This is a genomic window from Rhizobium sp. CG4 (assembly GCF_023701965.1).
GTDB lineage: Bacteria > Pseudomonadota > Alphaproteobacteria > Rhizobiales > Rhizobiaceae > Agrobacterium.
On the sequence record NZ_JABAEG010000002.1, the window covers coordinates 1 to 15,411 of the forward strand.

15 protein-coding genes are annotated in these 15,411 nt (G+C 56.5%); 11 read left to right on the top strand and 4 right to left on the bottom strand.

What is annotated here, in order from left to right; all coding sequences use genetic code 11:
- The first annotated feature begins 790 nt into the window (after window positions 1–790).
- The gene (locus HGO37_RS05065; RefSeq protein WP_250982425.1) at window positions 791–1,624 is read left to right on the top strand and encodes an undecaprenyl-diphosphate phosphatase; all 834 of its coding nucleotides are present in this window, start codon (window positions 791–793) and stop codon (window positions 1,622–1,624) included.
- A 69-nt stretch (window positions 1,625–1,693) separates the two neighbouring features.
- Here the strand turns inward: HGO37_RS05065 and HGO37_RS05070 are convergent, their stop codons facing one another.
- Window positions 1,694–2,401 (bottom strand): hypothetical protein, encoded by a 708-nt coding sequence (locus tag HGO37_RS05070; protein ID WP_250982426.1) that lies wholly within the window; start codon window positions 2,399–2,401, stop codon window positions 1,694–1,696.
- Window positions 2,402–3,053: 652 nt separating this feature from the next.
- Between HGO37_RS05070 and HGO37_RS05075 the strand changes: the two genes are divergently transcribed.
- On the top strand, window positions 3,054–4,220 hold the full coding sequence (locus HGO37_RS05075; RefSeq protein WP_250982427.1) for a calcium:cation antiporter: 1,167 nt from the start codon (window positions 3,054–3,056) through the stop codon (window positions 4,218–4,220).
- 290 nt (window positions 4,221–4,510) lie between these two features.
- Window positions 4,511–5,257 (top strand): F0F1 ATP synthase subunit A, encoded by a 747-nt coding sequence (locus HGO37_RS05080; RefSeq protein WP_250982428.1) that lies wholly within the window; start codon window positions 4,511–4,513, stop codon window positions 5,255–5,257.
- A 46-nt stretch (window positions 5,258–5,303) separates the two neighbouring features.
- On the opposite strand, the gene HGO37_RS05085 is transcribed toward HGO37_RS05080, so the two are convergent.
- On the bottom strand, window positions 5,304–5,882 hold the full coding sequence (locus HGO37_RS05085) for a GNAT family N-acetyltransferase (protein ID WP_250982429.1): 579 nt from the start codon (window positions 5,880–5,882) through the stop codon (window positions 5,304–5,306).
- A 502-nt stretch (window positions 5,883–6,384) separates the two neighbouring features.
- On the opposite strand from HGO37_RS05085, the gene HGO37_RS05090 reads away from it, so the two are divergent.
- The 5 genes from HGO37_RS05090 to HGO37_RS05110 all read left to right on the top strand — a co-directional run bounded on the left by HGO37_RS05090 (window position 6,385) and on the right by HGO37_RS05110 (window position 10,328).
- Entirely contained in the window at window positions 6,385–6,612 is a 228-nt protein-coding gene (locus tag HGO37_RS05090; RefSeq protein ID WP_250982430.1) for a hypothetical protein, read from the top strand.
- A 51-nt stretch (window positions 6,613–6,663) separates the two neighbouring features.
- The gene (locus tag HGO37_RS05095) at window positions 6,664–7,107 is read left to right on the top strand and encodes an acetyltransferase (protein ID WP_250982431.1); all 444 of its coding nucleotides are present in this window, start codon (window positions 6,664–6,666) and stop codon (window positions 7,105–7,107) included.
- A gap of 294 nt (window positions 7,108–7,401) precedes the next feature.
- Entirely contained in the window at window positions 7,402–7,995 is a 594-nt protein-coding gene (locus HGO37_RS05100; protein WP_250982432.1) for a terminase small subunit, read from the top strand.
- Between the two features lie 244 nt (window positions 7,996–8,239).
- Window positions 8,240–9,760: a terminase gene (locus HGO37_RS05105; protein ID WP_250982433.1), complete on the top strand. Its 1,521-nt coding sequence runs from the start codon at window positions 8,240–8,242 to the stop codon at window positions 9,758–9,760.
- A 169-nt stretch (window positions 9,761–9,929) separates the two neighbouring features.
- Window positions 9,930–10,328, top strand: a complete 399-nt coding sequence (locus HGO37_RS05110; protein ID WP_250982434.1) for a pentapeptide repeat-containing protein — start codon at window positions 9,930–9,932, stop codon at window positions 10,326–10,328.
- 603 nt (window positions 10,329–10,931) lie between these two features.
- Here the strand turns inward: HGO37_RS05110 and HGO37_RS05115 are convergent.
- Together HGO37_RS05115 and HGO37_RS05120 are read right to left on the bottom strand one after the other, a co-directional pair.
- The gene (locus tag HGO37_RS05115; RefSeq protein ID WP_250982435.1) at window positions 10,932–11,825 is read right to left on the bottom strand and encodes a GGDEF domain-containing protein; all 894 of its coding nucleotides are present in this window, start codon (window positions 11,823–11,825) and stop codon (window positions 10,932–10,934) included.
- A 219-nt stretch (window positions 11,826–12,044) separates the two neighbouring features.
- Entirely contained in the window at window positions 12,045–12,611 is a 567-nt protein-coding gene (locus tag HGO37_RS05120; RefSeq protein WP_250982436.1) for a TetR/AcrR family transcriptional regulator, read from the bottom strand.
- A gap of 75 nt (window positions 12,612–12,686) precedes the next feature.
- Here HGO37_RS05120 and HGO37_RS05125 point away from each other — a divergent pair, with 75 nt between their 5' ends.
- The 3 genes from HGO37_RS05125 to HGO37_RS05135 all read left to right on the top strand — a co-directional run bounded on the left by HGO37_RS05125 (window position 12,687) and on the right by HGO37_RS05135 (window position 15,404).
- Window positions 12,687–13,889: an MFS transporter gene (locus tag HGO37_RS05125; protein ID WP_285200476.1), complete on the top strand. Its 1,203-nt coding sequence runs from the start codon at window positions 12,687–12,689 to the stop codon at window positions 13,887–13,889.
- A 10-nt stretch (window positions 13,890–13,899) separates the two neighbouring features.
- Window positions 13,900–14,487 (top strand): sugar O-acetyltransferase, encoded by a 588-nt coding sequence (locus tag HGO37_RS05130; RefSeq protein WP_250982438.1) that lies wholly within the window; start codon window positions 13,900–13,902, stop codon window positions 14,485–14,487.
- Between the two features lie 239 nt (window positions 14,488–14,726).
- Window positions 14,727–15,404 carry a TetR/AcrR family transcriptional regulator gene (locus HGO37_RS05135; protein ID WP_250982439.1) on the top strand — a complete coding sequence of 226 codons (678 nt, stop codon included), beginning with the start codon at window positions 14,727–14,729 and terminating at the stop codon, window positions 15,402–15,404.
- The last annotated feature ends 7 nt before the right edge of the window (window positions 15,405–15,411 follow it).

The following is a 15,411-nucleotide window of genomic DNA, read 5'->3' on the forward strand; positions in this document are numbered from 1 at the left end:
GCGGCCCATTATGAGGACGGTCGATGAGACCAACTCCCGTTCGGGCGCACGACCGCATGCTCCTCGGGGTGGCCACCTCGGGGAGCATCCAACTTCTCAAGCATTAAAGCATAAATCGGACAGACAACTCCTGCACTTGTTACAGGAGTCCAGGCCCAGCCCAAGTCATTGGGCTGAAAAGAGTCTATCCGTCACGCAGACGCGTGACGACTGGATTCCTGTGACAGGCACAGGAATGAGGGTCGGTTGGCGCAATATTTGAGCAAGACGAGCATCGATAGGTGACTTACCCCTCACCTGAAAAATCTATCACTTAGCAAGCTAAGATGATGATTTTTCTTCCTCTCCCACAGGGGTAGAGGTAAGGGCGCAAGCGGCAACCCGACCACCCTCATTCCCGCGCTTGTTGCGGGAATCCAGGCCAGCCCCAGTCTTTGGGCTGAAAAGACTCCTTCGCCGCGCGGACGCGTGACGGCTGGATGCCTGTGACATCCCCCTGTAAGCGGAACATCATCAAAGCTCCCTCAGAAGAGAACACCGGCTATGCAATAACGGCTTGAATTTTGCTCTTCCTGTGTCTGGCTCAGTCGATCTTCAGGTCTTATAAGATGCAATCTCCATGTCCGGGCTGTGCTTCGCGCAGACACTGCACGGATGCGGTTTATTGCGAGCCTGCGGACATATTCTCAACAATCCAAACGATATGACTGATCGCCGTTTCCAATGCTTCGCTTTACGAAATTGAAAATGGCACCGTTTTTTTCTTGAGCAAATTTTGAAAGGTTATTTGATGAGTGTGAGTTGGACCGATGCTGCTATTCTTGGTCTGCTGCAGGGACTGACGGAATTTCTTCCGGTTTCCTCCAGTGCGCATCTCAGGATTGCCGGTGAGTTTCTGCCATCAGGGGCAGATCCCGGCGCTGCCTTTACGGCAATTACCCAGATTGGTACCGAAGCAGCAGTCATCGTGTATTTCTGGAAGGATATCATGAACATTGCGGCTGCCTGGCTTCGTCAGGTGTTTCGCATGGGCGCTTATGATGAAGACAATGCCCGGATGGGCTGGCTGGTGATTGTCGGTTCCCTGCCGATCGTCATCCTTGGCCTGCTTTTCAAGGACAACATCGAGCATGGCTTGCGCAATCTCTACATCACCGCCGCCATGCTGATCATATTCGGCATAGCCTTGGGCGTGGCAGACCGCATCGGTCGCAAAACCCGCGGCCTTCGTTCGCTTGGATGGAGAGACGGCATCATATTCGGTTTTGCGCAGGCCATGGCGCTTATTCCGGGTGTGTCGCGTTCTGGCGGCACGATTACCGCCGGTCTGCTGATGGGCTATACGCGCGAAGCGGCGGCCAGATATTCCTTCCTTCTCGCAATTCCTGCGGTGTTCGGCTCCGGTTTCTACCAGCTGTTCAAGACGATGGGAGAAGATACACCCGTTGCAGCAGGACCAACGGCGCTTGCAACCTTGCTGGCGTTTCTGCTTGGTTATGCCGTCATCGTGGTGTTTTTGAAACTTGTGTCGACCAAGAGCTACATGCCCTTCGTCATCTACCGCATCGTGGTGGGCGCTCTCGTCATTCTGGGCCTGACGGCCGGCTGGTTGATGCCACTGTAACCCCGCACATGTCTCAGCGTTTTACGGAGCCCCATCCGGGTTCCGTAAAACCTTACAGTCCGTGGCGTGTCACCACGTATCAAAATCGTCGAAAAACGCCTGCAGCTGGCGGTTTACTCTGGGCCAGACGGCCAGCACATAGGGCAGCACCACCACATATTGGTAGGCCAGAACCAGAAAACCGGACAGGACAAAGCCGCCGATCAAGGCCAGCAGAATGCTGCTGGACACGCCGTAAAGGCCAAGCGCCACCAGCGCCAGCGCAATAACATACGACTTGTTGGTCAGGAACACCTGCGGTTTGAATATGCCAAGCATGGAACACACGCGCTGCAAACCATTGCGGTCATAGGTGAAATGCTGGCTGATATTATGGTTCTGGGCGGCGACCGTATAACCATCTCCCTTCAGCCGGTAGAGGCTGATGACACTCATCATATCGTCTTCACCAACGCTGACGGCAAAGGGCAGCTTGAACAGCTTTTCCTTGCCATCTTCAAAGCGCAAACGCACTTCGCTGGTTTCCCATTGTTCGCTCTGAACCGTGGAATAAACGTGGTTGTCGCCGTTGGCCATGTAGTTGTTATGGTGTTTTGTATAGATCTGGCTGTGCTGCTTGACGCGGGAGCCGACAACCCGGCCGGAGATACGCTCCGCATTAAATTCCACGCCATTGATGAAAACACGCTTTTCTTCGTCGCGTGGCATGACAATGCCATCACGATAGGTCGGCGTTGGTTGTGTAGTTTGAATTTCAGGCGCGAGAACTGCGGACATTGATTTAGCTACCCCTCTAATGTTGACAGTTTCGGATGCTCCCAAACGAAACAGTCCAGCCGAGGCCATTTACTCAGCCACAAAGGTTAGCGTTTTGAAAATCGCGGAGGGGGAAAACCCCTGTTACGGCGCCTGAGTGTGCCAAACTGATTTTTAGCGTTAAAAAACGATGGCTTTATTGCTCACAAATGAATGGGTTGTTGGGGTAAGTGCGGCACCAACCAAGACACGGGATCATGAACCCCTCACCTGAAAAATTGATCACTTAGCAAGCTAAGATGATGATTTTTCTTCCTCTCCCACAAGGGTAGAGGTAGGGGCGCGAGTGGCAGCCACATACTCCCCCTCATCTCTGTCCTCGGGCTTGCCCAAGGGATGTCACAGAGATCCAGGCCCAGCCCAAGTCATTGGGCTGAAAAGACTCTTCACGCCGCGCAGACGCGCGTCGGCTGGATGCCTGTGACAAGCACAAGGCATGAGGTGGAGAGTGGCGCGCCGTCTGAATTCCAATGCCGGTGGCGCGACGCCCAAAGCTGGACCGCAACACCCCAATGTGCTAGGTGAACGCCAGCAACAGCGTTGTTGCTCCCTCCGGGACGGCCCGGATGCGGCATTGTGTGATCGGGGACGGCCCCAAAAGAGGTCGCATGACATGCCACGTATCCCCTCCCTTTCCCGGTTCACCCTGACCAAAGGCGTTGTCCCCAAGCTGATCATTGCCTGGGCGGTTGTTGCGGCGTTTCAGCTGCAGTTCCACGCGCTGCTTGGCCCAGACATGTCCAACACTGTCGCCGTCATCAGTTTTGCCGTGCTGTTTGCCACGATTTTGATGGCGGCTTTTGGCGTGGTGCATGAGGCCGATGAACTGGCCCACCAACTGGGCGAGCCCTATGGCACGCTGATCCTGACGCTGTCGATCGTCTCCATTGAGGTGATCTTGATTGCCGCCGTGATGATGGGACCGGGCGAAAGCCCGACCATTGGCCGCGATTCCATTTTCGCCGTGATGATGATCATCATGAACCTTGTCACCGGCATCTGCCTGCTGGCAGGCGCAATGCGCTATGGCGAACAGGAATATAATGCGCCGGGCGCGATAACCTTCATCAGCATGATCCTGGTTTTGGCCGGCATTGCGCTGCTGCTGCCCAATGTGATTGGTGTGCGTGACGGCACCTTTACCAACGCGCAGGCCATCATGATCAGCCTGCTGACGGTGGCGGGTTACGGCGGTTTTCTGGTGCTGCAAATGGGCCGTTATCGCAGCGATTACATGCAGCCGGAGGCCGGCCAGATGTCCATTCTTTTGGCGCAGGCGCCACGCCGGTCAACGGGTGGTGACGACGCCAATTCCGCCGCCAATACCCGCAAAAACCTTGGCCATGCGATAAAGCTGGTGGCGCTTATGTTGCCCATCGTTCTGTTGGCGCATGACCTTGCCATCATCATCGACTACGGCGTGGTGAAAGCCGGCGCGCCGGTGGCGGTTGGCGGTGTGCTGATTGCCATTATCGTGTTTACGCCGGAATCGATCACCGCCGTCAAAGCAGCGCTGAACAATGAAACGCAGCGTGCCATTAACCTGTGCCTCGGTGCCTTTGTTTCCACCGTCGGGCTGACGGTGCCGGCTGTGCTGACGGTGGGTCTGTTGACTGGCAAGGTGGTTATCCTGGGCATTTCCGCCGTGGAAACCGTGCTGTTTGCGCTGACGATTGGCCTGACGGCACTGACCTATCTTGGCCACCGCACGTCAGCCGCACAAGGGTTGCTGCACGTTCTGCTGTTTGCGGTGTTTGGGCTGATGTTGTTTACCGCGTGAGGCCATGAACGCTGCCTAACGTAAGCGTATGTTACGTAAGGGCATCAGGGGCAAATGGCCGTTGCAATCTGCCCCTTCTGCGGTTAAGACACCAGCGCGCGGGACGACCCGTGCCACTGAAACGTTCCGGGGACGGCCCCTTTTTCCAACATGGAAACAGGCCGCCCGCATGAGCATTTTCACCCCTTTTATCCAAATCATTGGTCCGCAGTGTGTGCGCGCCCGGCAGTGCTGTGGCGCTGGCGAATTGCGTGTTCACGTTGCCATGGCCGCAGCACAGAGGAAGCCCCGTGGCCGGACCTGTTGAACAATTTGAAATCAAAAAAATCGTCGAAATCAGCCTTGGTGGCGTGGATATCAGCTTCACCAATGCCTCAGCCTCGATGTTTCTGACGGTTGCCCTTGCCACCGGTTTTCTGCTGCTGGCCACCGGCCGCCGGCAGCTGGTGCCCAGCCGCTGGCAATCCGGCGCGGAAATGCTGTTCGAGTTCGTGTCACGCACCTTAAAGGACAATGTTGGCAAACAGGGAATGCACTTTTTTCCCTTTGTTTTCACGCTGTTCATGTTCATTTTGACCGCCAATCTGCTCGGCATGTTTCCCTATGCCTTTACGGTGACGGCGCAGATCATCGTCACCTTTGGGCTGGCCGCTATGGTGTTTCTGACCGTGACACTTTACGGCTTTTACAAACACGGATTTGGCTTTTTGAAGCTGTTCAAGCCGGAGGGCGTGCCTGCCGTGCTGGCACCCATCATCATTCCCATCGAGCTGATTTCTTATCTGTCACGGCCGGTCAGCCACTCGGTGCGTCTGTTTGCGGTGATGTTGGCTGGCCACATTACGCTGAAGGTGTTTGCAGGTTTTGTGGTGTCGCTGGGCAGTTTTGGGGCGCTGGGTGTGGTTGGCGCCATCATGCCGCTGATGATGACGGTGGCGATTACCGCGCTGGAGTTTTTGATGGCGGTCATTCAGGCCTATGTGTTCACCATGCTGACCTGCATGTATCTGAATGATGCGCTGCACCCCGGCCACTGAGGCGGGGTTATGCGACGCCCGGCGGGGTGCAAGCTACGCCGGGTTTTCAGGCGGGCAGAAGTGGTTTGTCAAAATCGACCGATGTGTCGGTGCGACCATCGGCGGGGTAAGAAAACTGGCCAAATTCCCGGTAATTGCAACGCTGCCAGAAGCGCAAAGTCGCGTCCGCCAGCGCATCTGCATGCAGATAAGAGGTGGCGTAATCCAGCTGGGCGGCGCGCTGTTCCAGCAGGGGCACGATGCGGGTGCCAAGCCCCTGCCCGCGCAGCTGCGGCCGCAGATAGACCCGCACCAGCTGGCAGACCTCGTCGTGGTTTTGGTAGCGTTCACCCAGCCGTTTGGCCGTGCCGGGTTTGGCTGAAAATGCGTGCAGACCGCCTGTGGCAATCAGCCGGTTTTGCGCATCATACACCACGCAGAACGCGCCACGGTTTGCCGCGCTGTACCAGTTTTCTTCCGCCGGTTTCACGAGGGAATCCAGATCGGCGTGCCATACGGGGTTATAATCAATCGCGTAGGTGTCGCGGATCATCTCAAGGCAAAACTGCCGTGCGGCGGTGTAAACTGCGCGGTCTTCGCTGCGATCAAGGGTTTTTAGTGTCAGGCGGGAAAGATCGGTTGGCATGGCAGGCTCCGGTGGTTCGCCTTGCTTTAATGCTTGGTGTGAGGTGGGGCAAGGATTTGTGGTGGGGTGGCGACCGCTGGTGGTGAAGTACACAACCCCTCACCTGAAAAATCTATGACTTAGCGTTGCTAAGGTGATGATTTTTCTTCCTCTCCCACAGGGGTAGAGGTAGAGGCGCGAGTGGCGCGGCCTCGCTTCACCAGCACTGTTTGCCATATGTCTCAATGGGAGCTGACTTGCTGGAGTGGCAAGGCGCCCACCCATCTCTCCCCTTGTGGGAGAGAAAGCGATTTCAACATCTTGGGGCGAAGGGCCGCAAGTGTTAGAAATCGCAAGTGAGGGGTTTTTCCGAGGCCTCATCATCACCAGCTTCAACGAGAAAACAGGTTGCGCAACTCCAAAAACACAACTTATTTTTCAAATAGCTCTTTAAACCACCAAACGCACCACTACCTGCATAGTATCAAGTGTGCCGACCGCGCGCTGTAACCGAAGGTTTAAGATGGACCAGAAGAAGCCGGGTATCTTCGAACGTATCGAAACCTTTCTTCACACATGCTGGTGTGTGTTCATCATTCCCAGCTCCACACTTGCCGGCGCCTATATGGGCTTGCAGATGCACGGCATTGGCGGGGCTATCAGTCTTGGCTTTGCCGGTCTTATTGTCGGGACGTTTTTAGCATGGGTGCCATCGATAGCGTGGCATATCATCGAGGCTCTTGGGCACTAAGGCGTAGGCCGTCATCTTTACCCGCCGCCTAAGCCTCAGTATTGAGAGGGTATGATTCACTTTCGCCTCTCAACTAAAGACGACCTGCCGCGCATCATGGATATCTGGCGCCGTGCCGTTGATGCCACGCATGATTTTCTCGCACCTGACGATCGCGATGCAATCCAAGCGGAACTGGTTACATTTTTCCCGCAGATCAGCCTGCTACTGGCCGTTGATGACAATGATACCCCGCTGGGTTTCATGTTCCTGCATGACGGCCATATGGAGGCGCTGTTCATTGACCCGGATCAGCACGGCAAAGGCATTGGCAAAGCGCTGATCCAGCGTGCCGTAGCCGAGCATCCGGCCTTGACGACCGACGTTAACGAGCAGAACCACAAGGCGCTTGGCTTTTATGAACATCAGGGTTTTGAGCGCACCGGCCGCTCCACCCATGACGGCCAAGGCCGACCCTACCCGCTTATCCACCTGCGTTACAAAGCAGCGGTTTGAGGGGTTTGGGTTGGCAAGCCCAACCCCTCACCTGAAAAATCTATCACTTAGCAAGCTAAGGTGATGATTTTTCTTCCTCTCCCACAAGGGTAGAGGTAGGGGGCGCAAGCGGCGCGGCGCCCACCCATCTCTCCCCTTGTGGGAGAGAAAGCGATTTCAACATCTTGGGGCAACGTACCCAAGTGTTAGAAATCGCAAGTGAGGGGTTTTGCAACCAGCACAACACAGGACCACCATTCACGTCCGCAACCATGGCCGCGTTAGAGCTGCTGCCTAAAAGAGGCGTGCGACCCGATGGAAAATGTGACGGCTGATCAGGCCGGTTTTGCCGAACATGATGGTGATGACCGCCAGACACTGTCGGCATCGATATTCTCCGATGATGAGAAGGCCGACATTTTCGGCGCGGATGCCTTCAGCGCAGACGCTGCCACAAGTGGCTTGCCAGCAGAAGCGGAAACAGTCGCAACGGAGGTGGTCGTGCCGGATATAGGGGTGGACGCTAAACCCGTAATCGCCTCACCCCAGCCAGCCGTTGATGCCGACTGGGTGCTGGCGCGGCTGGCCGAACAGGCTGAGGCTGACATTGCAGACCTCTATGATGACAATGGCGATCTTTTGCCCGTCAAGGACTGGCCGGCGGTGTGGCGCACCGGGCTGGTGTCCGACGTGGAAATTACCGCGGTTTATGAGGGCCGTGGCGATGAGCGAAAGCTGGTTGGCCATGTGAAAAAACTGAAGCTGGTGGACCGCACCCGCCGCCTGGAAATGATTGGCAAACATGTGCGGGTCAATGCGTTTCAGGATGTGGTGAAACTTCGTGGCCTGAAATCACTGGCCGACCGGCTGGAGCGGGCCCGCAAGCGCGATGCCGAGGCAGACCCATGACCGGGGAAAGCCGCGTGCCGCCGCCCGGACATGGCCGGTTTGTGTGCCATCACCATCCCGTTTTTTCCAAGTTAAAGCACCTCCTGTTTTACCGCTTATCACCAGTTGGTGATAAATTGTGAACCGCTGTAAAAACCATTTTAAAACAGTATTTTACCACCGTAAAACTTGCCCTAACCAAGCGACCATTGGCTGGCATTTTCCGCGCATTTCCCGCCCATATCCCCAGCAGGAGACACTTATCATGACGGATGATATGGACCCCAGTATTGACCCCGATGATGAGATCATCACGCTGGCTGCCGCCTGCCAGTTTAACCCCAGACGCTGGAGCCGTTTGGCTTGGGACTGGGGCGTGGGAGAGTTGCAGGGTTATGACGGACCGCGTGGCTGGCAGGACGATATCAACGCGGTTATTTCCCGGCATTTGCAGGATCCGCAAAGCCGTTATCAGCCGCTGCAGATTTCTGTCGCGTCCGGCCACGGCATTGGCAAATCTGCCGCCATGGGCATGTTGTCCAACTGGGCGATGTCATGTTTTGAAGACTGCAAGATTGTGACGACGGCCAATACCGAGGGGCAGTTGCGCACCAAAACCGCACCGGAAATTGGCAAGTGGTTTCGCATGTCGATAACCGCCCACTGGTTTGATGTGCAGGCCATGGCAATCAAAAGCCGCGACCCGGAGCGTGGCGAAAGCTGGCGGCAGGATTTCATTTCCTGGAGTGAAAACAACACGGAAGCCTTTGCCGGCCTGCACAACAAGGGCAAGATCATTCTGCTGCTGTTTGATGAGGCCTCAAAAATCCACGACAAGGTGTGGGAGGTGGCCGAGGGCGCGCTGACCGATGAAAACACCATCATCATCTGGGTGGTATTTGGCAACCCGACGCGCAACAGCGGCCGTTTTCGCGAATGTTTTCGCCGGTTCCGGCATCGCTGGATTGGACGGCAGATTGACAGCCGCACGGTGCCCGGCACCAACAAGCAGTTTTTGCAGCGCATGGTCGATGACCACGGCGAAGACAGCGATTATGTGAAGGTGCGCGTGCGCGGGCAGTTTCCCTCGCAATCTGCCATGCAGTTCATTTCGGCCGATGATCTGGATCGGGCGCGTGCCACGCATCTGCGGCCGGCGCAATATGCCTTTGCGCCCGTGATCATTGGCGTCGACCCCTCCTGGACGGGTGAGGACCCGACTGTCATCATGCTGCGGCAAGGGCTTTATTCCAAACGGCTGGCCACCATTCCGCGCAATGACAATGATGTGGAGGTGGCCATGCTGGTGGCACGGTTTGAGGATGAATATCAAGCCGATGCGGTGTTTGTGGATGCCGGTTATGGCACCGGCATTGTCAGCGCCGGCACCACCATGGGCCGCACATGGCAGCTGGTGTGGTTCGGCTCAACCAAGACAATCGACCCCGGTTATTACAACATCCGCGCCTATATCTGGGGCCAGATGAAACGCTGGATCAAGGCTGGCGGGGCAATCGATCCGCACAATGAAACGCTTTACCAGGACCTTGTCGGCCCGGAAACCGTGGCGCGCATGGATGGCAAAATCCAGCTGGAAAGCAAACAGGACATGAAGGCGCGCGGCATTCCATCGCCCAATGAGGGTGACGCGCTGGCGCTGACCTTTACCCAGCCGGTGGCCAAGAAAACACGCGGCCCCAAACCGGTGATGCTGCCGGATGGGACTGTTGTCTATGACAAGGGCGTTGCCCGCGCGCAGATGGACTATGATCCGTTGAGTGGGTGATGTGCGGCTTGGTTGGGCTGCAGGTCTCTCGACGTCATCCTCGCCCTTGTGGCGAGGATCCAATCACGCCAGCCAAACATGTTGCGCTTGCTGATATGTGGTTGGATCCTAGGGACAAGCCCTAGGATGACGATGGCAGTGGATATAGGCGCCACCGCACACGGCATTGATGCAATGCTGCTCTCCTGCTAAACCTTTGGTTATGACTTGTTACCCAAAACCACACAACATTCGGGAACGATACGCGGCGGGCGAACGGCACTTTTCGGATCTCGACGACGACGATGACTGCTATTACGATTTAACGGGCGCTGATCTGCGTGGCGCTGTCTTTTGTGGCAGCCGCTTTATTGGCGATTTCACAAATGCCAATCTTGAAGGAGCGGATTTTTCGGGCTGCCCCATCAAAACCAGCATTTTTACGGGTGCAAAGCTGGCCAACGCAACGTTCTATCAGGCGGCGATTTGTGGCACCAATTTCCTGGGTGCAGACTTGCGCGGCGCCAACTTTCTGGAAGCTGATTATTACGGTTACAGGTTTAAAAGCGGCGATCTACCAGACCATTGAGATGGGATAAGCCACGATGGATGCCGCGACCTCCCTCATCTCTGTGCTTGTCACAGAGATCCAGTCATCCCCAGTCTTGGTGATGGAAGAGTCTTTTCGTCACGCAGACACGTGATGGCTGGATTCCTGTAACGAGTACAGGAATGAAGGGTGGTTGGGGTGGCCCTCAGTGGCAAATAATGAGCAGTGCGCAAAACCCCTCACCTGAAAAATCTATCACTTAGCAAGCCAAGACCATGATTTTTCTTCCTCTCCCACAGGGGTAGAGGTATGGCGCGAGTTGCGCTGCCGTGCACCACCTCAGTCTCGAAGTTGTGTTGGCTTACTGGATGCGTGCCACGACCTCCCTCTTCTCTGTGCCTGTCACGTAGATCCAGTCGTCGCGCGTCTGCGCGGCGGAAAGAGTCTATTCAGCCCAAGGACTTGGGCTGGCCTGGATTCCTGTGACAGGCACAGGAATGAGGATCGTTTGGAGGTGACGTCGACGTCAAACAATGACAGGTGTGAGCCAAACGCCCGCCCAAAAAACAACCGCCTACAGCGCAGAAACCCGATTGTGGCCGGCGCGTTTGGAAAGGCAGCCCACACTCAAGCAAACCGTGCTTACAGCGCAGACACCCGGTTGCGGCCGGCGCGTTTGGAAAGATACAGCCCCTCATCCGCCCGTTTGAGGATTTCGCTGGACAGCCGGTCCGGCAGGCCGAATTCGCTCACACCGCCGCTGATGGTGGATTCGTAGCGCAGGTTCTGGCGGAAGGTGATTGGCACGTTCTTGCGCAGCTGTTCGGCAATTTCCAGTGCGTCCGGCTTGCGGGTGCCGGGCATGACGACGACGAATTCGTCGCCACCGAAACGGGCAATCATGTCGCTTTGGCGCAGGTTCTGGCGACACAGGCGGGCAATTTCCACCAGCGCCGCATCCCCGGCATGGTGGCCCATTTCGTCATTGAGGCGTTTGAAATTATCAAGGTCGAACACCAGCACCGATGTCTGGTCGCGCTCCCGCTCGAAAATCGCCAGACGGTCATCCAGCGTTTCAATAAGCTTGCGGCGGTTATAAAGGCCGGTCAGTGCGTCGGTTTCACTAAGCAGGCGCAGCTTGCACTGCACCTCGTTTTTTTCGGTAATGTTGCTGGCCACCCAGACAACGGCGTCTTCACCATCAACCGGAAAACCCAGTGCCTGAACGCGGCCTTCAAAACTGATGGCGTAATCAGGGCCATCGCCCGCGCCCTTCACGTCGCTGCCGCACAGCTGATATTCGACAATATGCAACACGCGACTGCGCAGTGCCTTTGCCACTTCGTCTGCAAACCACTGGGCCTTTTCCTGTTTCAGCACGTCAAACATGCTCATGCCGACAAGACCACTGCCATCATGGTAATGGCGAACGTCCTTGCCGCCGAACACTGCGGCGTAACGACCACTGCGCGTCAGAATAAACGCCGGGTCTGGCAATGAAGACAGGATGGAAGCCAACTGCTGCTGCGTAAACAAAGAATTTCGTTCCCACGTTACCTGACGACACGGCCGCCACCGAAACACCCGTATGTGCTAATCTGCACATGGCGTGTATTGGACTGCGAACCAGCCTTCCGATTGATCGAAATTAACACAACACTATTTCGTTTTTCTAAATAACCGTTTACGACCCAACAAAATAACCTTGAAACAACCTGTTTTCGGCGTGCTGGCAGCCAAATATTCTCGCGCTGGTTAGGTCGACAGACGCTCGACAATCAGCCGTATATGCTGCTGATCCAACATCTTAGGGTTCATGGCGTTGTGAATGGTGATTCCCTCAATCATCGCGTCCAGCGCATTGGCTTGCTGCACGGTGAAATGCAGCTGTAGCGCCCGGCGGCTGGCGGCCATCCAGTCCAGCATGACGGTTTTCAAAAGTGGGCGGCGCGAGGCATAGGCATAAAGCTCGAAGCTGAGAATAAGGTCCATGGTGCGCACCGGCCCGTCGTCACACAGATAATCTACCAGCGCGGTCCGCGCCGCAGCCTGGTCTGGCGCAGCCACCATGATCTGCATGAGATGGTCCGACACCTGAACGGACAACTGGCGAAACGCCGCGGCAATAATGTCGTCCAGTCCGGAGAAATAATAGGTGAGTGAACCCAGCGGCAGACCGGCCGTTTCGGCAATGCGCCGATGGGTGGTATCGGCCACACCAGCACGGCCGATTGTTTCCAGCGCCGCTGTTATGATTTTTTCCCGCCTTTCGGGATCATTGGCAGGCCGGCGGCTTTTGGCTGGGGCTTTTTCTCTGGTCATGTCCAATCTCGAATTCTTGACTTTGTGTACGCACGTACATATACGCATGGTCTCGTTCACGGACCAAGAGCTATCATGCCATCGCTTAACCAAAGACGTTTCGCACTTTTTGTTTTTTTCTTCATTCCAGGCGTTGCCATGGCTTCGTGGGTCACGCGCACCCCTGCCATTCGCGACCGGATTGATGTTTCGATTGCTGAAATGGGTCTGGTTCTGCTTGGTCTGTCTATCGGGTCGATGAGCGGCATTTTGATGTCTGCTTTTGCCGTTGGCCGATTTGGCACCCGCGCCGTCATGCTGGCCGGCACCTGGCTGGTGGCCAGCAGTGTGGCCTTCATGGCGCTTGGCACCATAACCGCGCAGCCGATTGTCGTTTCTGTCGGGCTGGCCTGTTTTGGGCTGGGCATGGGACTGGCCGAAATTGCCGTCAATATTGATGGCGCGATGGTGGAGCGGGAATCCGGCCGGGCGGTGATGCACACGCTTCACGGCTGTTTCAGCCTTGGCACGGTGCTGGGCGCACTGGCGGGCTTGGGCGCCAATGCGCTGGCCGTGCCTGTCGAGGTTCATCTGGCGACCATTGCCATTTTTATCGTGCCGGCCATTGTCTATTTCATTCGCCATATTCCCGCAGGCACCGCCAAGACCGACAAAAACCAGACGGTGGAAACGAAGGGCGCACCGAAGGACGATTACTGGCGTGACCCGCGCCTGCTGGCCATTGCGCTTATCGTGCTGGCGGTGGCGCTGGCCGAAGGTGCGGCCAATGACTGGTTGCCAATCCTGATGGTGGATGAGCACGGTTTTTCCAAAACGGCCGGTTCCCTGGTGTTTCTGGTGTTTGCATCGGCCATGACCTTTGGCCGGTTTGCTGGCGGTTATTTCCTGCATCGGTTTGGCCGCTCGGCGGTTATCCGCACCAGCGCGGTGTTTGGTGCGCTGGGTCTGGCCTGCGTGATTTTTGCTGACCATCCCATCTTGGCCGGTGCGTCCGTGCTGCTGTGGGGCCTTGGCGCATCGCTTGGTTTTCCAGTGGCCATTTCTGCGGCCGGTGACTCCGGCGCCAATTCCGCAGAACGGGTGAAAATCGTCACCATTGGTGGCTATGTCGCATTTCTGGTTGGCCCGCCGCTGCTGGGACTGCTGGGCGAAAACTTTGGCCTGCGCAATGCCATGCTGGTGGTGCTGGCGCTGTTGCTGTGCGCCATTCTGGCGGCACCTGCGGTGCGCCCGCGCAAGCTGGCCACAACAGATGAAGTCGTAACACCTACGGCATAAGGATAAAACCATGACTGAGATGGAAAAGGCACTGGCCGGTTTGCTGTATGATGCCAACAATGATGCCGGGCTGATTGAACAGCGCCACGCCGCCAAGGATGCACTGTTTGAATTTAACAACACGCCGCCGCGCCAGCTGGAAAAACGCCGTGAGATCCTGCGCAAACTGCTGGGCAAAACCGCAGGGGCATTTCACATCGAAGCGCCGTTCAACTGCGATTACGGTTACAACATCGAGATTGGCGAAAACTTCTACGCCAATGTCAATCTGTGCATTCTTGACTGCGCCAAGGTGACCATTGGCAACAACGTGTTTGTGGCACCCAATGTGCATATTTGCTGCGCCGGCCACCCGCTGGATATTGAACGCCGCAACAAGGGACTGGAATATGCCTACCCAGTGACGATCGAGGACGATGTTTGGATTGGCGCTGGCGCGCAAATTCTGCCCGGCGTGACCATTGGTCGTGGCAGCGTGATTGCCGCTGGCGCCATCGTTATCCGCGATGTGCCGCCCATGTCACTGGCTGGCGGCAACCCGGCCCGCATCATCAGGACCATCACCGAGGCCGATGTCGCCAAATACCGCGAAGCGTGATGTGAGCGAAACCACAGAGATAAAACAGGCCGGAACCGTCATTGGTGTTCCGGCTTTTTTTGTGTCTGATAACGCCGATGACCCGCCGCGAATGGCCGCCCACACGCTTGCTTCCAGCCCGCCCACGCCCCGCATATGTGCTGTGGCAATTTGACCAACGTTAAACGGTTACGCCTTCTTATTTAAAATGGTACGGTACAATACCATACCAAAGTGCAATAGAGATTCCCGGAGCCAGCATGAGCACTGAACACCGCACGGCCAAAGGCAAGGAACGCGTCGAGGCCCTGAAGGAGGCCGCGATCACCATGTTTCTAGAGGAAGGGTATCAGGCTGCATCGCTCGACGCGCTGATTTCGCAAGTGGGTGGTTCGCGCCGCAATGTTTACGACCATTTTGGCGGCAAGCACGGCCTGTTTACCGAGGCTGTTGTGGCGTTGTGCGGCGAAGTGTCTGCGCCACTGAACGACATGGTGATTGATGGCGCCGACCCGGAAAAGTCGCTGCGGTTGTTTGGCAAAAGCACGCTGGACATTGTGCTGAACCCGCGTACGCTTGCCTTGCACCGCATGATGATTTCCGAAGGCGGCCGCTTCCCTGACCTTGCCCAGTCCATCTGGAATGCCGGCTACATGAATGCGCAACGGGTGCTGAGCCGCTGGATAAAGGATGGCCAGGACGCGGGCCTGCTGCGCGGCGACTTTGCAGCGGAACGGTTGGCGGAAGACTTCCTTAACCTGACCGTAGCGACCGCGCAGATGCGGGCACTGGTTGGCCTGCAGCCGACGCTGGACACAGAAGAGATTGACGAGATTGTTGACCGTGCAGTGACGATGTTCCTGAACGGCGCCTACCAGCCTTACCACGCAACCGCAAACGGCGCGGGCCAAACCGCAACCGAGCCATCCAACCCTTGAGGGACAC